General features: G+C 71.7%; 19 protein-coding genes. 9 read left to right on the top strand and 10 right to left on the bottom strand.

The window, feature by feature from the left end; all coding sequences use genetic code 11:
- Positions 1-67: 67 nt before the first annotated feature.
- Together CLV30_RS23740 and CLV30_RS23745 are read right to left on the bottom strand one after the other, a co-directional pair.
- A complete protein-coding gene (locus CLV30_RS23740; RefSeq protein ID WP_165358656.1) occupies positions 68-490 on the bottom strand; it encodes a type II toxin-antitoxin system VapC family toxin in 423 nt (140 codons plus the stop codon).
- Between the two features lie 4 nt (positions 491-494).
- Complete coding sequence (locus CLV30_RS23745) at positions 495-776, bottom strand: type II toxin-antitoxin system Phd/YefM family antitoxin (RefSeq protein WP_205740903.1); 282 nt, start codon at positions 774-776, stop codon at positions 495-497.
- 116 nt (positions 777-892) lie between these two features.
- Here CLV30_RS23745 and CLV30_RS23750 point away from each other — a divergent pair, with 116 nt between their 5' ends.
- A complete protein-coding gene (locus CLV30_RS23750; protein ID WP_106539728.1) occupies positions 893-1,444 on the top strand; it encodes a GNAT family N-acetyltransferase in 552 nt (183 codons plus the stop codon).
- Positions 1,445-1,564: 120 nt separating this feature from the next.
- On the opposite strand, the gene CLV30_RS23755 is transcribed toward CLV30_RS23750, so the two are convergent.
- Positions 1,565-2,704: a cystathionine gamma-synthase gene (locus CLV30_RS23755; protein WP_170119660.1), complete on the bottom strand. Its 1,140-nt coding sequence runs from the start codon at positions 2,702-2,704 to the stop codon at positions 1,565-1,567.
- 11 nt (positions 2,705-2,715) lie between these two features.
- Complete coding sequence (gene yczE, locus CLV30_RS27440; RefSeq protein ID WP_420842004.1) at positions 2,716-3,324, bottom strand: membrane protein YczE; 609 nt, start codon at positions 3,322-3,324, stop codon at positions 2,716-2,718.
- A gap of 66 nt (positions 3,325-3,390) precedes the next feature.
- Here yczE and yczR point away from each other — a divergent pair, with 66 nt between their 5' ends.
- The 4 genes from yczR (at position 3,391) to CLV30_RS23780 (ending at position 6,775) form a co-directional block, all read left to right on the top strand.
- Positions 3,391-4,839, top strand: coding sequence for a MocR-like transcription factor YczR (gene yczR, locus CLV30_RS23765; protein WP_205740902.1), 1,449 nt, complete (start codon positions 3,391-3,393; stop codon positions 4,837-4,839).
- A gap of 84 nt (positions 4,840-4,923) precedes the next feature.
- Positions 4,924-5,604, top strand: coding sequence for a peptide-methionine (S)-S-oxide reductase MsrA (gene msrA, locus CLV30_RS23770; protein ID WP_165358655.1), 681 nt, complete (start codon positions 4,924-4,926; stop codon positions 5,602-5,604).
- A gap of 158 nt (positions 5,605-5,762) precedes the next feature.
- Positions 5,763-6,230 (top strand): NfeD family protein, encoded by a 468-nt coding sequence (locus tag CLV30_RS23775; RefSeq protein WP_106539754.1) that lies wholly within the window; start codon positions 5,763-5,765, stop codon positions 6,228-6,230.
- A gap of 80 nt (positions 6,231-6,310) precedes the next feature.
- Positions 6,311-6,775, top strand: coding sequence for an NfeD family protein (locus tag CLV30_RS23780; protein ID WP_106539730.1), 465 nt, complete (start codon positions 6,311-6,313; stop codon positions 6,773-6,775).
- A 15-nt stretch (positions 6,776-6,790) separates the two neighbouring features.
- Here CLV30_RS23780 and CLV30_RS23785 read toward each other — a convergent pair whose 3' ends face one another.
- Positions 6,791-8,155, bottom strand: a complete 1,365-nt coding sequence (locus CLV30_RS23785) for a cystathionine beta-synthase (protein ID WP_106539731.1) — start codon at positions 8,153-8,155, stop codon at positions 6,791-6,793.
- 118 nt (positions 8,156-8,273) lie between these two features.
- Here CLV30_RS23785 and CLV30_RS23790 point away from each other — a divergent pair, with 118 nt between their 5' ends.
- On the top strand, positions 8,274-9,293 hold the full coding sequence (locus CLV30_RS23790; RefSeq protein WP_205740901.1) for an SGNH/GDSL hydrolase family protein: 1,020 nt from the start codon (positions 8,274-8,276) through the stop codon (positions 9,291-9,293).
- 28 nt (positions 9,294-9,321) lie between these two features.
- Positions 9,322-10,542, top strand: coding sequence for an acetyl-CoA C-acetyltransferase (locus CLV30_RS23795; protein ID WP_106539732.1), 1,221 nt, complete (start codon positions 9,322-9,324; stop codon positions 10,540-10,542).
- On the opposite strand, the gene CLV30_RS23800 is transcribed toward CLV30_RS23795, so the two are convergent.
- Positions 10,526-10,864, bottom strand: a complete 339-nt coding sequence (locus CLV30_RS23800) for a hypothetical protein (protein WP_106539733.1) — start codon at positions 10,862-10,864, stop codon at positions 10,526-10,528. The two genes, CLV30_RS23795 and CLV30_RS23800, sit on opposite strands and share 17 nt — an antisense overlap.
- A gap of 106 nt (positions 10,865-10,970) precedes the next feature.
- Between CLV30_RS23800 and CLV30_RS23805 the strand changes: the two genes are divergently transcribed.
- Positions 10,971-11,201 carry a DUF4287 domain-containing protein gene (locus tag CLV30_RS23805; protein ID WP_106539734.1) on the top strand — a complete coding sequence of 77 codons (231 nt, stop codon included), beginning with the start codon at positions 10,971-10,973 and terminating at the stop codon, positions 11,199-11,201.
- A gap of 98 nt (positions 11,202-11,299) precedes the next feature.
- Here the strand turns inward: CLV30_RS23805 and CLV30_RS23810 are convergent, their stop codons facing one another.
- Positions 11,300-12,100 (bottom strand): Bax inhibitor-1/YccA family protein, encoded by an 801-nt coding sequence (locus CLV30_RS23810; RefSeq protein ID WP_106539735.1) that lies wholly within the window; start codon positions 12,098-12,100, stop codon positions 11,300-11,302.
- Between the two features lie 202 nt (positions 12,101-12,302).
- Between CLV30_RS23810 and CLV30_RS23815 the strand changes: the two genes are divergently transcribed.
- Positions 12,303-13,976, top strand: coding sequence for a DUF3352 domain-containing protein (locus CLV30_RS23815; protein ID WP_106539736.1), 1,674 nt, complete (start codon positions 12,303-12,305; stop codon positions 13,974-13,976).
- Between the two features lie 84 nt (positions 13,977-14,060).
- Here CLV30_RS23815 and CLV30_RS23820 read toward each other — a convergent pair whose 3' ends face one another.
- The 3 genes from CLV30_RS23820 to CLV30_RS23825 form a co-directional block, all read right to left on the bottom strand.
- Positions 14,061-17,945 (bottom strand): S8 family peptidase, encoded by a 3,885-nt coding sequence (locus CLV30_RS23820; protein WP_165358654.1) that lies wholly within the window; start codon positions 17,943-17,945, stop codon positions 14,061-14,063.
- Between the two features lie 178 nt (positions 17,946-18,123).
- Positions 18,124-18,282: a hypothetical protein gene (locus CLV30_RS26750; protein ID WP_165358653.1), complete on the bottom strand. Its 159-nt coding sequence runs from the start codon at positions 18,280-18,282 to the stop codon at positions 18,124-18,126.
- Positions 18,283-18,329: 47 nt separating this feature from the next.
- A complete protein-coding gene (locus tag CLV30_RS23825; RefSeq protein WP_129711036.1) occupies positions 18,330-21,248 on the bottom strand; it encodes a helix-turn-helix transcriptional regulator in 2,919 nt (972 codons plus the stop codon).
- Positions 21,249-21,366: the final 118 nt, after the last annotated feature.

The raw sequence follows: 21,366 nt of genomic DNA on the forward strand, positions 1-21,366 counted from the left end.
CCATGATCATCGGCACTTGACCGTCATATGAGCGGTCAAGTGCCGATGATCAAGCGAGGAATGTGGATCACTCGGGCTCGGTGAGATCCTCCGGGTACGTCACGTCGACCTCGGTGATGCTCTTCGGAAAGTCACGCCGGTTGTTCGTGATGAACCGATCGGCACCGGCATTGACGGCTGTGGCCAGATGCGTCGCATCGACTGTCTTCAGCCCGTATCCTGCACCGAGCGCCACCGCGAGGTCCGCTATCGCCATGTCCGAGGGTCGCAGATCGAGACGGACGAGAAGACTTGCCAAGGCCAGCCGTTCGCCGCTGTCTCCGTGGCGAGTCGGACGGATCAGCGTCTCAGGAATCAGAAGGGTCGAGCCCAGCCCTGCGAACTCTCGTTCGCCGCGCCCGCTCTCGCTGAATAGCGAGAGGACACGGTTACCCAGAGGGTGAGCGGGCGCGGCGGCATAGATGAGGACGTCCGCATCGAAGGCGTCCACAGCGTCAGCTGTCGTCCCGGTCGGCACGGATGTCGGCGACGAGTTCGTCGGCATACTCTGCCGACAGACCGCTGACCTCGGACAGTGGCGTGTTGCGCGCACGCTCCATCAGCTCTCGGACCTCCGCCGCCCCGGCCAAGGCCGATTCGGCCCGCCGACTCCGTACTGTGTCGGGGCGCAACACGACGGCCACCGGCCGGCCGTGCCGAGTGATGGTGACCTCTTCACCGTGCTCCACACGATCCAACAGTGCCGGAAGTTCCGCTCGCGCCTCAGACAAGCTCATGGTGGTCATGCTATGAATGTACGCTCTTGTACGTCGACGTACAACAAGGTGTCTGCCGACGCGTTCGTCGCTCAGGCCAGCCTCGGACCTCGCGATGGCCGAAGCATACTGGCTGAATGACCGAAGCTCCGACATCAGTCACTGTTCATCGGGCCGATGAGAAGGAGAGTTTCCCCGGCCCAGATGAAGTGGAGGCGGTTTACCAGGCCGCAGCAGCTGAGCCGCCACTTCGAGAACCGGCGAGCGTCGCGGCCCTGTTCGCCCATCTGTATCGAACAGCGATCGACAGCATGTCCGTGACATGCGCGGTCGCCCATGCAGAGGACCGCCTTGTGGGGTTCGCGTACGGGCACGAATGGCGATGGAGCGATCAGACGGACGAATGGGCGGACACGCTGAGACGTCGCCTTGGTTCTCGAGCAGCACTGCTCGATGGCAGTTTCGTGATTGCGCTCCTGGCGCGACATCCCGACAACGCGAGAGCGGGCTTGGGTGCGCGCTTGCTGGACGCACTGGTCTCGGCCGTTGAGCCAGCATCTTGCTGGCTCAACACCACGGATGTCCGGTCACCCGCGCTGACTCTGTACACGAGCCGTGGCTTCGAGCCGGTCGGTCACGGCCCGGATGCGCCCGACGGACGACCGGGACTCGTCATGGTTCGCCGCTGATCATCGACGCTCGACACGGTCGGCAGCACTGTCTCGAGGACCGGTACCTGCCTACGCCGTGATCCGCTGCCCTCCGGCCACATGTAGAAGAGCGGACATGGACCCGGAAAGTGCCGACGATCAGGTCGAGAGGGCGTGCGTGAGGTCGGCCAGCAGGTCGTCGACGGTCTCGATGCCCACCGAGAGTCGCACCAGGTCGCCCGGCACCTCGAGAGCGCTGCCCGCGGCGCTGGCGTGCGTCATCCGTCCCGGGTGCTCGATCAGCGACTCGACGCCGCCGAGCGACTCGCCCAGCGTGAACACCCTGGCGCGGTCGCAGACGTCGACCGCCGCCTGCTCGCCGTCGGCCACCCGGAACGACACCATGCCGCCGAATCGGCTCATCTGTTTCGCGGCGACGTCGTGCCCGGGGTGATCGGGCAGCCCGGGGTACAGCACCTGAGCCACCCGCGGATGCTCGGTCAGCAACGCCACGATCCGCTCGGCGTTGTCGCAGTGCCGGTCCATCCGCACACCGAGCGTCTTGAGCCCGCGCAGCACGAGCCACGCGTCGAACGGCCCGGCGACGGCGCCGATGGTGTTCTGGTGGAAGGCGAGCTCGTCGCCGAGGGCCGCGTCGGCCGCGACGAGCGCCCCGCCGACGACGTCGGAGTGGCCTCCGCAGTACTTCGTGGTGGAGTGCACGACGACGTCGGCGCCCAGTGACAGCGGCTGCTGCAGGTACGGGGTGGCGAACGTGTTGTCGACGACCAGCAGCGCGCCGGCGTCGTGGGCGACCGCCGCCAGCGCCGCCACGTCGGCGACACCCAGCAACGGGTTGGTCGGCGTCTCGACCCACACGATCTTCGTCTCCGGCCGGACGGCGGCGCGCACGGCGTCCGGGTCGCCGACCGGTACCGGCGTCCAGGACACGCCCCAGCGTTCCACGACCTTGCTGACCAGCCGGAACGTGCCACCGTAGGCGTCGTCGGGGATGACGATGTGATCACCGGGGCGCAGCACGGCCCGCAGCAGGGTGTCCTCAGCGGCCATGCCGGACGCGAACGCCAGCCCGCGCGCCCCGCCCTCGAGCGCGGCGAAGCACTCTTCGAGCGCCGCCCGCGTCGGGTTGCCGGTGCGGCTGTACTCGTAGCCCTCACGCAGCCCGCCGACACCGTCCTGGGCGTACGTACTGGTGGCGTAGATGGGCGGGATGACCGCGCCGGTCCGCGGGTCGGGCTCCTGGCCGGCGTGGATCGCTCGTGTCTCGAAACCGTGCACGTCAGGTGACTCTACGTCTCGCCGACCACCGAGTCGACTCGTTCGCGCTCGGGGACCCGCAGCCGCGGCAACAGCGCGTGCACCAGCGGACCGATCAGCACGGCGTACACGACCGTGCCGACGCCCGCGGTCCCGCCGAGCAGCCATCCGGTGGCGAGAACCGTCAGCTCGATGGACGTGCGCACCAGACGTACCGAACGCCCGGTCCGTCGCACCAGCCCGGTCATCAGCCCGTCCCTGGGCCCGGGCCCGAACCGGGCTCCGATGTAGGCGGCCGTGGCCACGGCGTTCAGCGGCACCGCCGACAGCATGAACGCGATGCGCACGGCGAGCGGCTCGGGCGCCGGCAGCAGCGCGATCGAGGCGTCCATCGCCAGCCCGATGACGATCACGTTGCTGACGGTCCCCAGCCCGGGCCGCTGCCGCAGCGGGATCCAGGCCAGCAACACGGCGGCTCCGACGGCGATGGTGACGACGCCGATGGACAGCGGTGTGCGGGTGGCGACGCCCTGGTGCAGGACGTCCCACGGGTCGAGGCCGAGCTCGGCCTCGACCATCAGCGCCATGCTGAAGCCGTAGAGGACGAGACCGAGGTAGAGCTGGAGCAGGCGCCGAGTCATCATGACGGACCAGTGTTCCGCCAAACTGGCCTTTACATCGATAGCCAGTTGGGAAATAGTGGACTGGTGCGTTCGGTCAACGGTCGGCAACTGGCTCGACAGCTCGGCGGTTGGGCGGACGCGGGAGATCCCGGTCCGGCGTACTCCAGGCTGGCGGCGGCCGTGCGGTTGCTGGTCCTGGACGGGCGGCTCGCGCTGGAGACCCGCCTTCCCGGAGAGCGCGACCTGGCGCACGCACTCGACGTGAGCCGCACCACCGTGACAGCCGCCTACGACGCGCTCCGCCGGCACGGCTACGCCGCCAGCAGGCAGGGTTCCGGCACCTGGACCACGCTTCCCGCCTCCGCAGCGGGTTCTGCCGGCTCGTCCTGGGCACCGTTCGGCCCGGACGGCTCCGACCGGCTCGATCTCGCGCACGCCGCACCCGAGGCGCCCACGCGAGCGCTGCGCGACGTTTACGCGGCGGCACTCGAGCAGCTGCCGCGCCACCTGCCGACCAGCGGGTACCACCTGTTCGGCCTGCCGGAGCTGCGTGCCGCGATCGCCGCCACCTTCACCGAGCGCGGCCTGCCCACCACCCCCGAGCAGGTCCTCGTGACCGCCGGGACGCAGCAGGCGTTCTCCCTCGTGCTGTCCGCCGTCGTCGACCCCGGCGACCGGGTGCTGATCGACCATCCGACGTATCCGAACGCCATCGACGCACTGCGGCGGGCGTCGGCGCGGCCGGTTCCCGTGCCGCTGACGTCCGACGGATGGGACGTGGACGCGGTCGCCGCGGCTCTGCGCCAGACCGCGCCGCGGCTCGCGTACCTGATCCCGGACTTCCACAACCCCACCGGGCTGCTGGCCGACCAACCCACCCGGGCGGCGCTCGCCACGGCGCTGACACGCTCGCGCACGGTGACCGTCGTCGACGAGACGAACGTGGACCTGGCCCTGGACGCCGACGTGCCGGCCCCGTTGGCCTGTCACCTGCCCGGTGCGAGCACCGTGACCATCGGCGGCACCAGCAAGTCGATCTGGGGTGGGCTGCGCGTGGGCTGGGCCCGCGCCGACACCCAGACGATCCGGCGCCTCGCGGCGGCTCGCGCCACGATGGACATCTCCTCGCCCGTCGTGGAACAGCTCGCCGCGGCCGAGGCGCTGCACAGGCGCCCCGACCTGCTACCCGCGACCCTGGCCGAGTTGCGGCTGCGGCGCGACGCGCTCGTGTCCGCGCTGAACCGGCAGGTGCCGCAGTGGCACGTCCGCGTCCCGTCCGGCGGCCTGGTGCTGTGGTGCGACACCGGGCTCGCGGTGTCGAGCCGGCTGGTGGCCGCCGGCGAGCGGTACGGCCTGCGGCTCGCCGCCGGTCCGCGCTTCGGCGTCGACGGGGCGTTCGAACGCCGGCTCCGGCTGCCGTACACACATCCGGTCGACGTCCTCGAGAACGCGGCCGGGCTCGTGGCGCAGGCGTTCCGGACCGCGACCGCGATGCCGTCGGCACCCGAGCCCCCGGTGGACACCTTCGCCTGACCGGCGTCCTTTTCCCATGAGCATGAGGAACACGACGGCCGCCGAGACTGTTGCACGGGACGACGACACTTCCGGAGGTCTGTGATGTCGCTGTTCGACCGCCTGCCCAAGAGCCGCATGGTCGACGCCGCCGACGCGTTGCCCGGACGGGACACCCGCCCGTTCACCCTGGCCGGCACGCACACCGTGCTGGGCACCCCGATCGAGGCCGAGCCGCCGGCCGGGCACGAAGAGATCATCGTCGGCATGGGATGTTTCTGGGGCGCCGAGCGCGAGTTCTGGCGGCTTCCGGGCGTGTGGACCACGGCGGTGGGCTACGCGGGCGGGTACACCCCCAACCCCACCTACGAGGAGGTGTGCGGCGGCCGCACCGGGCACGCCGAGGTGGTGCGCGTCGTGTACGACCCGGACGTACTGACCGTCGGCGAACTGCTGAAGACGTTCTGGGAGGAGCACGACCCCACCCAGGGCATGCGCCAGGGCAACGACGTCGGCACCCAGTACCGGTCGGCGGTCTACACCACCTCGACCGCGCAGCTCGAAGCCGCGTACGCGGCCCGGGACGCCTACCAGCAACGCCTGGGCGCGGCCGGGCACGGCGAGATCACGACCGAGATCGCGCCGTTGGACCGGCTGTACTACGCCGAGGATTACCACCAGCAGTACCTGTCGGACGCGAAGAACCCGGGCGGCTACTGCGGCCTGTCCGGCACCGGCGTGGCCTGCCCGGTCGGGCTCACCACCCAGGACCAGCTCGACCAGTAGGACGGACGCACGCGCGCGTCCGCGTAGCGCGGAAACGGAGATCATGGCCTGCCGGCCCTCCAGCGACGCGTACGCCCGATGATCCGTACGGGCCCCGACCGTCCGCGCGTTGATCACCCCCGTGACCCGGCCGGTGCCGATCCCCTAGGATGCGGCGCATGCAGTCGCTGTGGGATTGGCTCGGCGAGCATGCGTGGGTCGTGGCTTGGCTCGGCACCGCCCTCGTGCTCGGCATGGTCGAACTCACCACGCTCGACTTCGTGTTCCTCATGCTCGCCGTGGGTGCGGGCAGTGGCGCGCTCACCGCAGCCGTCGGCGGCAACTTCCTGGTGCAGCTCACCGTGGCGTCGCTGGTCAGCGCCGCCCTGTTGATCGTCGTGCGGCCCATCGCGAAACGCCGCCTGCTGTCCGCTCCGGAGTTGCCGGTCGGCGGCGCCGCGCTCGTCGGCCAGGAGGCCTTCGTCGTCGAACAGGTCGCGGCCAACGAGGGCCTGGTCAAGCTGTCGGGCGAGATCTGGACGGCACGGCCCTACGACGGCCGCTCGGTGTTCGAACCCGGCACCCGGGTCGGAGTGGCGCAGATCGACGGCGCGACGGCACTGGTGCACGCCTCCGACTTCGCCTGACGGACAACGCTGAGTCGGCGGGGATCCGAGTCCAGGCCGTCCCGGTGTAGCGAATAGCGGACAGTCCCTAAAATGCCGCCATGTCGTCGTTGTGGGAATGGCTCGCCAACCACGCGTGGGTGCTCGGCTGGGCGGGCCTCGCCCTCGTGCTGGGGACCGTCGAGCTGACGACGCTCGACTTCTTCTTCCTGATGCTCGCCCTGGGGGCGGCCAGCGGGAGCGTCGCCGCCGGCGCGGGCGCCGAGTTCGTCGTGCAGCTGCTGGTGGCTGTCGGCGTCAGCGTCGCGCTGCTCGGCGTCGTCCGGCCCGCGGCCAAGCGCCGCTTCCTCACCCCGGCCCCGGCCAACGTCGGCGTCGACGCGCTCATCGGCAAGATGGGTGTCGTCGTCGAGCAGGTGCACGCGGACGGCGGCCTGGTCAAGCTGTCCGGCGAGATCTGGACCGCTCGGCCGTACGACGGCAGCTCGGTGTACGACACCGGGACGCGGGTGGACGTCGTCGAGATCCGCGGCGCCACGGCGCTGGTCCTCGGAGCCGCGTCGTGACGGCTTCGGCGCCGTTCAGCTCGCGAGGTGGCCGAGCAGATCGGTCCGCGTGAGCACGCCGACGGGCTTGCCGTCCTCGACCACCAGCAACGCGTCGGTCGCACGGAGCTTGTCGACGGCCGTGGAGACCGCCTCCCCCGCTCCCAGCATGGGCAACGACGGCGACATGTGCTCCTCGACGCTGTCCGTCAGCGACGCCACCCCGGTGAACAGTGCGTGCATCAGATCGCGCTCGACGACGGAGCCGGCCACCTCGGCGGCCATGACCGGCGGCTCGGCCCGGACCACCGGCATCTGGGACACGCCGTACTCGCGCAGGATGCCCACCGCGTCGGCCACCGTCTCGCCCGGGTGGGTGTGCACCAGCGCCGGCATCTCGCCGGACTTGAGCCGCAGCACGTCACCGACCGTCACGCCCTCGACCGGCGGCAGGAACCCGTAGGCGGTCATCCACTCGTCGTCGAAGATCTTGCCCAGGTAACCGCGGCCGCCGTCCGGCAGCAGGACCACGATGGTGTCGCCCGGCTCGGCGCGCTCGGCCACCCGCAGCGCCGCCACCACGGCCATCCCGCAGGAGCCGCCGACCAGCAGCCCTTCTTCACGGGCCAGCCGGCGGGTCATGTCGAACGAGTCGTCGTCGCTGACGGCGACGATCTCGTCCGCGATGTCACGGTCGTACGTCGACGGCCAGAAGTCCTCGCCGACGCCCTCGACCAGGTACGGCCGGCCGCCGCCACCGGAGTACACCGACCCCTCGGGGTCGGCGCCGACGATGCGGACCCGGCCGGCGGAGGCCTCCTTGAGGTACCGGCCGGCGCCGCTGATGGTGCCGCCGGTGCCGATGCCCGCGACGAAGTGGGTCACCTCGCCGCCGGTCTGCTTCCACACCTCGGGACCGGTGGTCTCGTAGTGCGACTGCGGGTTCGCCGGGTTCGCGTACTGGTCCGGCTTCCACGCACCCGGTATCTCGTCGACCAGCCGGTCGGACACGGAGTAGTACGAGTCCGGATGCTCCGGCGGAACCGCCGTGGGGCAGACGACGACCTCGGCGCCGTACGCCCTGAGCACGTTCTGCTTGTCCTCGCTGACCTTGTCCGGGCACACGAAGACGCACCGGTAGCCGCGCCGCTGTGCGATCAGCGCCAGGCCGACGCCGGTGTTGCCGCTGGTGGGCTCGACGATGGTGCCGCCGGGGCCGATCTTGCCGGCGGCTTCGGCCGCTTCGACCATGCGCACGGCGATGCGGTCCTTCACCGACCCGCCCGGGTTCACGTACTCGACCTTGGCCAGGACCGTGGCCGGAAGTCCGGCTCCGACGGTGCCGAGTCGGACCAGGGGTGTGTCGCCGATCAGGTCGATGACGTTCTCGTAATACTCCACGCTGCTGAGCCTAACTGCTCACCCTCGGCAACGGGCATGGTGCGGCGGAAGTGACCGGGGACGGTCCAGCAGTGACGACAGGCGTGGCGCAGCGGGGCCGAACGGCTACAGTCGAGTCGTGACCGGCCTGCTCAACGCCCGTTCCGCTCGACGCATCGCCACGGCGGCCGCCTACGGGGGCGGCGGCCTCAGTGTTCTCGGCGCCACCGTCTACGGCCTGCTGCGTACCCAGGCCACTCGCGCACGCCGCACCATCAACGGCCGCAGGATCGACGGGCCGCCCGACCCGGACGGCCTCTACGGTTCCGGCGAGGGAATGCCGGTGTCGTTCGTGGTGCTCGGCGACTCCGGGGCGGCCGGATACGGCGTGCACACCCCCGAGGAGACGCCCGGCGCGCTGCTCGCCGCGGGACTGGCCGAGATCGCGCACCGTCCGGTACGGCTGCGCACCGTCGCCACGGTGGGAGCCCGCACCGAAGGGCTCGCCACCCAGGTGGAGAAGGCGCTGATCGAGGAGCCCGACGTGGCGCTGGTGATCATCGGCGGCAACGACATCACGCACCAGGTCCGCCTGGTCGACTCCGTCCGGCGTCTCAGCGAGACGGTTTCGCGGCTGCGGGAGGCCGGCTGCGAGGTCGTCGTCGGCACCTGCCCCGACCTGGGGACCATCCGGCCGATCCGGGCGCCGCTGCGCTGGCTCGCCCGGCGCGCCAGCCGCCAGCTCGCCGCCGCGCAGACGGTGGCGGTGGTCGAGGCGGGCGGTCGTAGCGTGTCGCTCGGGTCGATCCTCGGCCCCGAGTTCGACGCCGCTCCCGGAGAGCTGTTCAGCGACGATCTGTTCCACCCGTCGTCGGCCGGCTACGCGCACGCCGCCGCGGCCCTGCTGCCGTCGCTGGTCGGCGCGCTTGGCCTGTGGACCGCGGAGCAGGAGCAGCCCGAGGCGCTGCGCGGCGACGGTGTGCTGCCGATCTCGATCGCGGCGGTGGCCGCCGCCGACCACGCCGGGACGGAGGTCGCGGGCACGGTGCTCGGCGGTCGCAGCCGGGGCCCGCGCGGGCGTTGGGCCATGCTGCGGCATCGCCGCCGTCGCCCGCTGCCCGACGCGGCCGAGGCGTACGCTGGTGTTACCCGAGAGTAGCTAGTAGCGCGACACGTGGAGGAGCCCCATGCCCGAGGCAGTCATCGTCGCCACCGCGCGCTCACCCATCGGCCGGGCGTTCAAAGGCTCCCTGGTCGACGTCCGGCCGGACGACCTGGTCACCTCCACCATCCGGGCAGCGTTGGACACCGTTCCCGCTCTCGACCCCGCGGACGTCGACGACCTCTACGTCGGCTGCGCCGAGCCCCGGGACGAGCAGGGCGGCAACGTCGCCCGCCGCGTCGCCGTCCAGCTCGGGCTCGACCAGGTGCCGGCTGCCACCGTGAACCGGTTCTGTGCGTCGTCGGTCCAGACGGCGCGGATGGCCTTCCATGCGATCAAGGCCGGCGAGGGCGACGTGTTCGTCTCCGCCGGCGTCGAGTGCGTGTCGCGGTACGCCGGATTCGGCGGCGCCGGTGTCGACCCGGCCGAGACGCAGAACCCGCTGTTCGCACCCGCACAGGAGCGCACGGCCCGGTACGCGGAGTCGAACGATCGGTGGCACGATCCGCGCGAGGACGGGCAGCTTCCCGACATCTACATCCAGATGGGCCAGACGGCCGAGAATGTCGCCACGTCGCAGCAGGTCAGCCGGGCCGACCAGGACGAGTTCGCGGTTCTGTCGCAGAACCGCGCCGAACGCGCGGTGGCGGACGGGTTCTTCGCCCGCGAGATCGCGCCGGTCACACTGCCCGGCGGCCGGGTGGTCGACGCCGACGACGGACCGCGTCCCGGTACCACCCTCGACAAGCTCGCCGCGCTCGAGCCGGCGTTCCGCCCGGGCGGAACGGTCACGGCCGGCAACTGCACACCGCTGAACGACGGCGCCGCCGCCGTGGTGATCATGTCGGACGTGCGCGCCAGGCAACTCGGGCTGACGCCGCTGGCACGGATCGTGGCCACTGCCGCGTCCGCGCTGTCACCGGAGATCATGGGGCTCGGCCCGGTCGAGTCGAGCCGGCGTGTGCTCGACCGGGCCGGCATGACCATCGACGACGTCGATCTGGTCGAGATCAACGAGGCGTTCGCCGCGCAGGTGGTACCCAGTGCCCGCGCCCTGGGTATCGACCACGACAAGCTGAACGTCCACGGCGGTGCCATCGCGCTCGGGCATCCGTTCGGGTCCACCGGCGCGAGAATCATGACGACGCTGCTCAACGGGCTGCGCTCCAGGGACGCCACAGTGGGGCTGGAAACCATGTGCGTCGGCGGCGGGCAGGGCATGGCCGTGCTCATCGAGCGGCTCTGAGCAGCTCCTCCCGCAGACACGCCACGGCCTGCCGTGCGGCGGCGACATCCACGTCGCCGCCGACGCGTGCGACCTCCAGGACGTCCCGGCCGACGACGGCGACCTGATCGGCGACCGCATGCCCGCCCAGCCGCGGCACCGCGCGCCGCGGCTCACGCTGCGCGTCCGCCGCGGCGTCGGCGAGCCACTGCGCGAGCGAGTGCGCACACTCCGCCCAGGACGGCGGCGCGGGGTGGGGCGCGAACCCGGCGCCGGATCGGCGCAGGTCGCGCACCACCCGGTCCAGCTCGCGCCCGAGCCGGTGCACGTCGTCGCTGATCATGACCGAGATGCTACGTGCCGATGGTCTTGACGCCGGGGGTTGTGACTTGGTCTCAACTGCGGCACAGTCGTGATACGAAGCCCTCTCCAGCTTTACGGAGGCAGCCATGAGCCTGAATCACTCCGACGAGACCCATCGCAACCTTCTCGCCCGCGTTCCGGGCGTCACCGGGCGAGACCTTCCGGAGTGGTTCGAAGCCTTGGAAGCCGGTCCGTCGTTCCTGCGGTTCGACGACAGGGTGAGATGGCTGCGCGACGAGCACGGGCTCGCGCACGGCCACGCCACCGCCATCGTGCACGAGCACGACCTGCGTCGCGCCGCACGCTCGTTCCGGTGACAAGCGCGGAACCCAGCTGAGGTCACCACGCACGTCGGCCCGCCTCTCGAACGTTCGAGGGGCGGGCCGATGTGCGTCGACCGGGAGCCGGCCGGGCGTCAGTCGCCGCTTTGCAGGATGGCCAGCAGCCGGAGCATCTCGATGTAGAGCCAGACCAGCGTGACGGTGAGGCCGAAGGCCGCAGTCCACGCGTACTTCGCGGGCAGGCCGGCCTGCACGCCCTTCTCGATGAAGTCGAAGTCCAGCACCAGCATCACGGCAGCCAGCCCGACGGCGAACAGGCCGATCAGGATGCCGAAGATGCCGTCACGGAAACCGAAGGTGCCATCGGCGAAGCCGAACATCTGCGCCAGCAGGTTCACCACGACGAAGACCGCGTAGCCGCCGAGCGCGATCATGGCGCCGCGGCGGAACTTCGGCGTGACCCGAACCTTGCCGCTGCGGTAGGCGAACAACGCCGCCGCGAACACACCGAGCGTGCCGAGGACCGCCTGCGCGACGATGCCGTCGAGCTGCGCCCCGCCGATCTCGGTGTTTTCGAACATGAAGCTGATACCGCCGAGGAACAGGCCCTCGAAGGCCGCGTACGCCAGGATCAGCGCGGGCGTCGGGTTCCGCTTGAACGCGTTGACCAGGCCGAGCACCAGCCCGACGATCAACCCGACCATGGCGAACTGCGGGTTCAACCAGCCGACGACCGCGCCGGCCAACAGCACGCCGAAGGTGATACCGGTCTTGACGACGACGTCGTCGTAGGTCATGCGCCCGGTCTGGGTGGGCGTCGCCGACGGAGCGGCGTACATGTTCTGAAGTTCGTCAGCACTCGGCGCAGCGACGTCCGCGGCCTGCCGGCTGTTGAAACCGACGGCCCGGCCGAACACCGGGTTCTTGCTCTGCATCGCACTCCTCCAACGCCCACCAACGGGCGGTTCAGTCACGTGCTCCAAGTCTACTGATCACGGCCCCGCATGACGACTCCCGGCCCCGGGAGCAGCGGTGCCTTTCGCGCCAGGGGCCGTGCGTATATCCTCCGCTACCCTGTGCCGCACGCCAAGGACGCGACCGCAACAGGCTCATCACGATGAATACGAGAGGTTCAGCATGTCGAATCCGGGTCCGCCACCGGGTCCGCCCGAAGACAGCAGGGAGACGTCCGAACCCGCTGCCGTGCCGCCACCCCCGCCTCCGGCGGACGCGGCGCCGGCGGAGTCCGGCGCACGCCCACCCCGGCGCCGCCGGGGCGTGCTCGTCGGCGTGCTCGCTGCCGTCGTCCTCCTGCTGATCCCGGGTGGGGTCTTCGCCTGGAGAGCGCTGGACGGCGGCGGACCGCAACCGCACGACGTGCTTCCCGCGGAGGCGATCGGCTACCTCCGGGTCGACATGGACCCGTCCGCCGAGCAGAAGATCGACGCGTTCCGGTTCCTGCAGAACTTCCCGACCCTCAGCGAGGCCACCGGCATCACCGAGGACGATCAGGACCTGCGCGAGCTGCTGTTCGACCGGTTCGCCGAGTCGACCGGCTGTGAGCTGAGCTTCGCCGACGAGGTCGAGCCGTGGCTCGGCCACCGTGTGGGCGGCGCGGTGCTGCCCCCGGGGTCCGAGGGCGAGGCGCCCGGGTTCGCCCTCGCGCTGCAGACCGACGACGAGCAGGCCGCACGCGACGCGTTCGACACCGCCCTCGGCTGCGGCGACGCGAGCGGAAGCGTCGGCATGTCCTATGCCGACGGGTACCTGATCCTCGCCGAAACGCAGGAGAACGCCGACCGCTACGCGAACGACGCGCAGGAGTCCTCGCTCAGCGACAACGAGGAGTTCAGCGAGGCCATGAACCACCTCGGCGACCCCGGCATCGCCTCCGTGTGGATCTCCGGCTCCGGGATGTACGACGCGTTCGGCGAGGCCTTCTCCCCCGGTGCCCTCGGCAGTGCCGGGCCGTTGCCCGGGGACGAGGCGCTGCCCGGTGAAGGAGGGCTCCCGCAGGCACCCGACGTCGGGGCGATGGTCGACGACAGCTACCGCAGCGTGGCGGCCGCGTTCCGGTTCGACGCCGACTACGCCGAGATCGCCACCGTGACCACCGGCGACGCGTACAAGGAGCTCGACACCGGCGGCGTGAACGCGGACGTGCCCGAGGACACCAGCTTGCTGTTCGGCCTGGCCGGTGGCAACGAGCTGGTCACCGAGAACTGGGACCTGGTCACCGAGGCGTATCCGGACGCCTCGGCGGACATCGACGAGTTCACCCAGCAGACCGGGCTGGCGCTGCCCGAGGACCTCGGTACGTTGCTCGGCGACAGCCTCGTCGTCGCCGTGGACGGCAGCGACCTCGACCTGCAGGCGATCGCGCAGGAGGATCTGTCCTCACTGAACGCCGGCGTCAAGGTCGACACCGACGTCGAGGCGTTCGGTGACGTCTGGTCCACGGTCGAGGATCTGGCCACCCAGGCGGGCCAGTCCCTGGACGGGCTGCCGGTGCAGGAGACCGACGACGGCTACATCGTCGCGACCAGCGACGACTACGCCTCGAGGCTGAGCGAGGACGGCTCGCTGGGTGAGTCCGACGCCTACACGTCGGCGGTGGCCGACGCCGAGGAGGCGGACGCGGCGCTGTATCTCGACCTGAACGTGATCGAGGACGACATCCTCGACGGCCTGGCCGACCAGGGGCTCGGCGACAACGAGCTCGAGTCGCTGCGCGCGCTGCGTTCGCTCGGCCTGTCGGCCCGGTCGCACGACGGGTACGCCGTCACGACACTGCGGGTCAGCGCGGAGTGACCCCGGCCCGCCCGTGATCATCGGCACTTTCCGGCCTGTGTGGCCGGAAAGTGCCGATGATCATGGGGACGGGGACGACGGCGTTCAGCCGGGCATGCCGATCCTCCATGCGCGGTCGATGCGCTGGGTCATGCTGTTGCCGTCGGCGTCGGTCACGGTGACCCGCACCGTCGCGAACCCCGGCTCGGGCGACGCGGGCACGGTGGCGGCGAACCGCCCCTCACCGACCGCTTCGACCGGCACCTCGGTCCAGCTCGCGCCGTCGTCGAACGACACCTCGACCGACGTGTCGAACCCGCCGGGCCCGGTCGCCTCGGGCTGGTACTCCGGCCCCACGACCAGCGGGTACGACTCGCCCACGGGCACCTGGTTGTACGCGCCGGTGTCGAGTTCGTAGTCCGCCTGCACCAGCGGCAGCACCGTCCGCTCCTCGCCGGTGCGCTGGGAGCGGAAGCGCCAGGTGGTGTCCGTGGCGACCGACGTCTCCTTCCAGTTGCGCGAGCCGCTGTCGACCTGCAGCCGCAGCGCGTACTGCGCGTCGCCGGGCGGGACCGTGTACTGCGCCTCGGACCAGTCGGACCGGCCGACCAGCTCGCCGTCGCGGCGCAGCGTCAGCTCCGACACGTCGCCGAGCTGCTGCTGGATCGACCCGTGCAGGGTCCCGTTGCCGTAGCGGTAGTGCGGCATCGAGATCCGGATCGCGTCGGTGAACCGGGCCACCGGCATCCCCCGCCGCTGCGATCCGGTGATCGCCGGCACCCCCGGCCGCACCAGCGGACCCCACCACTGCTGGTGGTAGGTCTCGCCCGCTTCGTACGACCGGACCTGCGAGTTGGTCCAGTACATGTTGAGGAACATTCCGTGCGGCTGGCCGAAGCGTCGCCACTCGACACCTTCGGTGCTGACGTACTCGGTACGTTGCACCGGCCCGTTACGCCATGTCGACAGGGTCATGCCGACGGTCGTGCCGTCCAGGAACGGCACCCACGACTCCCTGCGGCCCTGGTCCGCGGCGTCCTCGTGGTAGTCCGACTCCACGGTCGCCAGCGGCAACTCGGCGGCGTCGTACACCTTCCCGGCGGGCAACGCCCCGGATTCGTTCAGGAACAGCTCGTAGCTGTAGGTCGAGTCGGGGATCGCCGACATGTCCACGCGCGCGTCCGGGTCCGCCGCCAGCGCCGAGCGCAGCGCCGCGCCGGTCGAGCGCCGCACCGTGTACGTGGGGAACGTGCTCGGCCACGCCGTGGTCGACCACACACCCGGCCGGTCACTGGCCACCACCAGCAGCTCCGCGCCCGCCGCCGCGGCCGCCTCGCTGATGGAGAACAGGTCGCCGTCGGCGGGCCGGTCCGCGAGCGCGACGGCCCCCTCGACGTCGGCACGCTCGAAGTCGGCGGGCGTGCCCGCGCCGACGTCGACGACGCGCAGCTGCTTGTCGCCGACATAGGGGTGTCCTGTGGTCGCCAGCAGTGGCGTCACCACACTCGAGCCGCCGGTCCCGTCCGGAATGCCGACGGTCATCAGCGGCTCGACCAGGTGCCACCCTGTCCACAGGGCGAACTCTCCGGTCTCGGCCCCGTCGCTGGGCAGCACGGACAGCCGGTCGCCGTTGGCGCCGGCAGTCAGCTTCGACGTCAGCGTCTCCGACCCGATCGAGCGCCGCCAGAGCAGTTCGACGTTGTCCATCAGCGTCTTGCGGGGTGTCTCGACCGTCATCGGTTCCGCCTCGCGGACGTCGTAGTTCAGCGACACGTCCTCGTCGATCTCCAGCTCCGGCTCGCCGGCCACCGTCAGGCCGGCCGTCGCGTCACCGACCGCCGGTGTCCGGATCGCCGTCATGACGCTGTAGTCGCCCTCCGGGACCTCGACGCTCACCTCGCCGTCGGACAGGAAGACGCGCCGGTGCTCCCAGGTGTCGATGTTGACCACCTCGACGGGCCCGCCGGCCGGTTGCCCGTGGGCGTCGACGGCCTCGACGGTCAGGGTGTGGCTCGGCGGGACGATGACCGCCGAGGCGACGGTCCGGGTGATCGGGGCACGCCCGCGGACGTCACGGGCGACGACGTGACCCTCGTACTCCCCCGGCACCGCTCCGTTCGGCGAGACCCGGACCTCGGCCGTCGCGGAGCCACCGGCCGGGATGGACAGCACCCGCGGCGAGAAGCGCACCAGCGGGCGCCCGCTCCCGTCCGGGCCGACGCGGCTCAGGTCGGCGGACAGCCGCAGCGTGACACGGCTGTCGGTCGGGTTCGTGTAGGTCAGCGACGAGGTGGTGGCGTCACCGTCGTGCGGGATCCGCCCGACCGACAGCGACCCGGACCCGACGGTCACCGACTCGCGCAGTGCAGCCGAAACGTCCAGGCGCCCGGCCCCCTGGAAGCTGATCGGCTCGCCGTCCAGCGGCTCGCTGGAGGACACCAGGCGCGCCTTCAGTTCGCCGGCGTCCCAGTCCTCGTGCCGCTGGGCCAGCACCGCCGCGGCACCCGCGACGTGCGGCGTGGCCATCGAGGTGCCGTTCAGCGACGTGTAGTGCTCGTCGATCAGATTGCCCAGGGACGTGCCGCCCGCACGCGCGGCGACGATGCCGACGCCCGGCGCCACGATCTCGGGCTTGATCGCGCCGTCGCCGATCCGCGGCCCACGCGAGGAGAACCACGCCGGCTGGTCGGACTTGTCCACCGCACCGACCGTCAGCGCCACGTCGGCCGCGCCCGGCGAGCCGACGGTCCCCTCCGCCGGTCCGCTGTTGCCCGCTGCGACGACGAACAGCACGCCGGAGCTCGCGGTCAGCCGGTCCACGGCCAGGCTGAGCGGGTCGGTCCCGTCACTGGCGAGCCGGCTGCCGATACTCATGTTGACGACGTCGGCGCCCTGCTCGACGGCCCACTCCATCGCGGCGATGATCTCCGCCTCGTAGCCGGAGCCGCTGTCGTCGAGCACCTTGCCGACCAGCAGGTCGGCCCCCGGGGCGACGCCGCGCAGCCGGCCGTCCGACGCGGCGCCGGTGCCCGCGATCGTCGAGGCCACGTGCGTGCCGTGCCCGTTGCCGTCCACCACCGTGTCAGTGCCGTCACCAGCGGTGAAGTCCTCGCTGCCGACGACCTGCCCGCGCAGGTCCGGATGGTCCGGGTCGTAGCCGGAGTCCAGCACCGCGACGTCGACACCGGTGCCGTCGAAGCCGGCCTCCCACGCCTGCGGCGCGCCCACCTGCGGCACGCTCTCGTCGAGAGCGGCCTCGACGCGACCGTTCAGCCAGACCCGGTCCGCGCCGGCGAGTTCCGCCGTAGCCCCGTCGTCGACCATCGGCGCCGGACCGCGCAGGTGCTGCCACACCGAGCGCGCCGTGTCCTTGTCCGCGACCATCGAGACCGCGTCCACGCTCGGCAGCCGGCGCTCGACCCGTGCGCCGTTCGGAGCGCTGAACGTCGACGGCCCCTCGGGCGTGTCCACGACCAGCGGCAGCTGCTTGGTCGCAGCGTCGTGGTAACCCTGCCGCACCAACGACGTCACGTTGAACAACCTGTCGTCCAGGGCGCCGGACGCCAGGTAAGGCGTCACCTCGGCCGGCACCACGTGGACGTCACCGTCTTGCTCGACGATCCGCGGTTCACGTCCCGTGTCGCCGCGCGGGGCGTTCACGAGCGAGGCGTTCTGGCGCCCGTCGGCGGTCACGTGCAGCGCCACCACGTCGCCGGTCAGCAGCGTGACCCGGTAATCCCCGGGCGCGATGCCGGCGGCGCCGGACGAGGGCGCGGGACCGTCCGGCGCCTGCTTCGCCGGGCTCGTGGCAGAAGGCGTGGCAGGGCCGGTAGCAGGGTTGGAGGTCGGCGTGGTGGTCGCCGGCGCGCCGCTCGCGGCGGGACCGACGGCGGACGCCGCGGGGCCGACGGCGGCGGCCGCGGCCAGGGCGGCGGCCGTCACCAGGGTCGGCAGCAACCGGCGCGATGACGCGACGCCGTTTCGGTTCAAGGGTGGACAACGCATGTGATCCTCCGGCAGTCGAGCACGGACATCCCCGGAGCACACTGTGGCCGTATCTCACCGAACGTAGCGATTGAGCGGATCACCCATTTTTGCGGCCCCCACCCACTGGTCGTCATCACGGCGAGGCCGCCTGCTGGCTCGGCGGACGCAGTGCGAAACGTCGTCAGAGTGGTTCCCACCGTTCGCCGACGTCGTCGGCCACCGGCGCCTCCGGGCCCGACGGTTCCGGCGCGGCGTCCTCGTGCTCCAGCCCGGACTCACCCGGCTCCGGCGCGAGCTCCGCAGGCGTCGTCGGCTGGTCCGGATCTCCTGCATTCCCCATGGCCACCCACCATCCGGTGGATCGCGGTCGCGTTGCGAGTGGGTGGATCACCCAATGTTCTCGTCGGTCTCGTCGGTGACGTCGGTGACCGCCACCGCCAGCGCCGTACGGGAGGTCACGCCGAGCTTGCGCATCGCGGCACCGAGATGCCGGTCGACGGTGCGTGGCGACAGGAACAGCGCCTCGGCCACCTGGCGGTTGGTCAGCCCGCGGGCCACCAGATCGCAGACCTCGCGCTCTCGTGGCGACAGCTCGTCACCATAGCCACGGCGCCCACCATGCCACGCGCGGCTCACCTCGACGCCGCGCTCACGCAGCAGCCGCGCCACCCGGTCGGCGTCCCACCGCGCGCCGAGCGCGGTCAGCCGCTGTTGCGCCTCGCCCAGCAGCGACAACGCGTCGGCGTCCCGGCCCGCCCGCAGCATCGCCGCCCCGCGGCGCTCGTCAGTGAGCAGTTCCGCATACGGGCGGGGCAGCGCCGCCCACGTGCGCGCCGCGCCGGCGAACCCGTCCACCGCCTCGTCGAACGCGCCACGGGCTTCGGCCAGCAGCGCGCCGCACGCCCGCAGCGCTGCCTCCGGTGCCGGCGCATCCGTCCCGGGCACTCCGGCGCCGAAACGCTCGACCAGCTCGGCAGCGTGCTCGGTCCGCCCGGATCGGATCAGCGCGTCGACGTGGACGGGCAGCAGGTCCGCACCCCAGACCCACATGTTCTTGCGATCGATGGTCGACGCCGCGACGTCCGTGACCTCGACGGCGCCGTCGGCGTCACCGTCCGCGAGCCGCACGCGGCCGAGCGCCGCCGCGGGCTCGACGAGCATGTCGACCAGCCCGTGCCGCTCCGCCCGGTCCAGCACGTCGCGCAGGGTCTCCTCGGCCGCGGTACGGCGGCCGGTGGCCAGATCCAGGAACGCCAGCACCGTCCGCGCCTCGAGCAGCGCCTCCGGCAACGTGTCCTCGGCCTCGGCCAGCCGGGTGACCCGTTCGGCCAGCCCGTCCCAGCTGCCGCGGTGCCACTCCAGGTGGGCACGGGTGAGCAGGGCGGAGTTCACGAGCCGCCGGTAGCCCGTCGTCCCCAGCAGCTCGATCGCCGCGTCCAGGCGGTCGTACCCCTCGCTGTCGCGTCCCCAGCCGATCGCCGCGTGTCCCGCGTTCATCCGTCCCCGAGCCACCTGGCGCCGCTCGAACAGCGTCGCCGCCCCGTCGCCCATCTCGGCCGCGGCCTGCCATCCCGTGTCGTCACCCATCATCAGCAGCACCGACGCCCGGTCGACCGCCAGCCACACCCGGTCCTCGGCCGGCACGCGAGGGGTCAGCCGGCTCGCCTGCTCCAGCCAGCCCTGGTGGCGGCGCAGCGGCCATTCGTGCCCACGCGGATAGGCCAGCGAGATCATCGCCCGCGCCGCCAGTTCGGGACGCTCGTCCAGGTCGGCGGCGGCCGCCTCGATCTGCTCGCTGCCCGCGTCGAAGTCGCCCAGCTGCAGCAGCAGACGCCCCAGCAGCAGACGTAGCTCACCGCGCCCGGACGCGGACGGATCGGTCCCGTCCAGCGCCGCCCGCAACGTCGCGGCCACCTCGTCGGCGAGCTCACCCAGCGCCGCGGCACCCCAGGTCGCGGCTTCACCGAGCAGACGGGCCAGGTGGGCGAATCGCTGCTGCGGATGCTCCGCCGACGTGAGTAGGTCCAACAGCACGACGACGGCCGCACGGTCGTCGCCCGAGGCCAGAGCCAGCTCGGCCGCCGCTTCGGCGTGCCGGCTCCACTGTTCGACGTCGCCGGCTTCGCGGAAGTGCCGGCTCAACCGTCCCACCGGTGGCGACGTGCTCTGCTGCAGTGCGTGCGCGGCGTGGTGGTGCCGCCGGCGGCGCTCGGAGACCGGGACGGCCTCCTCGACCGCCCGCGCGGCCAGCACGTGCCGGCACACGAACCGGCCCGGCTCCGCCTCGCGCACCAGACCCGCCGACAACAGCTGCGCGAGCCCGGCGCCGGCGTCGTCGTCGCTGAGCTCGCCCACGCGCGCCAACGTGGCCTCGTCTGCCGGATCCGCCAGCACCGCCGCCGCTTCGAGAACTCGCCGCGCCGACGGTGACAGCCGTCGGACCCGTTCCAGGACCGAGTCGCGCACCGTCGGCGGCACCCGCAGCTCGTCGAGCGCGCGACGGGACCACTCGCCGCCACGACGGACGATGTCGCCGCGGTCGCGCAGCAACGACACGCTCTCCTCGAGCGCCAACGGAACGCCCTCGGTCCGTTGGTGCAGGAAGGTCACGAACTCCGCCGAGACGTCGGTCGTCGAGAAGATCGACGCGACCAGCCGCGACGTCTCGTCGACGGTCAGCGGCTCGAGGGTGAGCCGCAGGGACGCGGTGTGCGCCGCGGCGCGGGTGGTCAGCCAGGTCAGCGGCGACGTGTCCGGCATCTCGGCACTCCGGCAGGTGATCACCACGCTGACCGTCCGGTCGGCAGCGGCGCACAGCATCACCAGGAACTCGAGCGTCGCGGCGTCGGCCCAGTGCGCGTCCTCGATCACCAGCACGTCGACACCGGTGGCTGTCACCAGCTCGACCATCGCCCGGTACAGCCGGTGCCGGGTGGCGCGCGGGTCGTCGAGCGGTTCCGGCGCCGGTGGCAGCTGATCGGCCCACTCCGGGAACAGCGGACGCAACGCACCGGCCAGCGGGCTCAGCTCCAGGTCGTGGACGTGCCGGCGGTGCAGCGCCTCGACCAGCGGCCCCAGCGGAAACGGCTCCGTCAACGGCGGGCACACCGCGGTGAGCGAGCGCAGGTCCCGCACCGGCGGCGCGAGCAGGCACTCGCGCACCAGCGCGGTCTTGCCGATGCCCGCCTCACCCTCGATCAGCACGACGGCCGGCGCCGAACGCAACGCATCGCCGACGGCGGCCAGTTCGCGTTCCCGGCCGACGAACGCCGGCGCTGAGGCCGCGCCGCCGTCTGGCTGTGCCACTCGATCCTCCTGTCGCGTGCCGGGGCCCGCCGGTCGCACTCCGTGGGCGCCGTGTTCACTTGGCGGCAGACTATGCGCCCACCGCTGGACACGCCCACGTGGCAGCAGCGGACGGGCG

The sequence above is a fragment of the Haloactinopolyspora alba genome (assembly GCF_003014555.1).
GTDB lineage: Bacteria > Actinomycetota > Actinomycetes > Jiangellales > Jiangellaceae > Haloactinopolyspora > Haloactinopolyspora alba.

Bases quoted from the DNA above. Each gene is read 5' to 3' on its own strand.
- CLV30_RS23800 (WP_106539733.1), bottom strand. From the start codon at position 10,864: ATGATCAGCGACGACGTGCACCGGCTCGGGCGCGAGCTGGACCGGGTG.
- yczE (WP_420842004.1), bottom strand. From the start codon at position 3,324: ATGACTCGGCGCCTGCTCCAGCTCTACCTCGGTCTCGTCCTCTACGGC.
- CLV30_RS23815 (WP_106539736.1), top strand. From the start codon at position 12,303: ATGTCGAATCCGGGTCCGCCACCGGGTCCGCCCGAAGACAGCAGGGAG.
- msrA (WP_165358655.1), top strand. From the start codon at position 4,924: ATGTCGCTGTTCGACCGCCTGCCCAAGAGCCGCATGGTCGACGCCGCC.
- CLV30_RS23750 (WP_106539728.1), top strand. From the start codon at position 893: ATGACCGAAGCTCCGACATCAGTCACTGTTCATCGGGCCGATGAGAAG.
- CLV30_RS23775 (WP_106539754.1), top strand. From the start codon at position 5,763: ATGCAGTCGCTGTGGGATTGGCTCGGCGAGCATGCGTGGGTCGTGGCT.
- CLV30_RS23805 (WP_106539734.1), top strand. From the start codon at position 10,971: ATGAGCCTGAATCACTCCGACGAGACCCATCGCAACCTTCTCGCCCGC.
- CLV30_RS26750 (WP_165358653.1), bottom strand. From the start codon at position 18,282: ATGGGGAATGCAGGAGATCCGGACCAGCCGACGACGCCTGCGGAGCTC.
- CLV30_RS23780 (WP_106539730.1), top strand. From the start codon at position 6,311: ATGTCGTCGTTGTGGGAATGGCTCGCCAACCACGCGTGGGTGCTCGGC.
- CLV30_RS23745 (WP_205740903.1), bottom strand. From the start codon at position 776: ATGAGCTTGTCTGAGGCGCGAGCGGAACTTCCGGCACTGTTGGATCGT.
- CLV30_RS23810 (WP_106539735.1), bottom strand. From the start codon at position 12,100: ATGCAGAGCAAGAACCCGGTGTTCGGCCGGGCCGTCGGTTTCAACAGC.
- CLV30_RS23795 (WP_106539732.1), top strand. From the start codon at position 9,322: ATGCCCGAGGCAGTCATCGTCGCCACCGCGCGCTCACCCATCGGCCGG.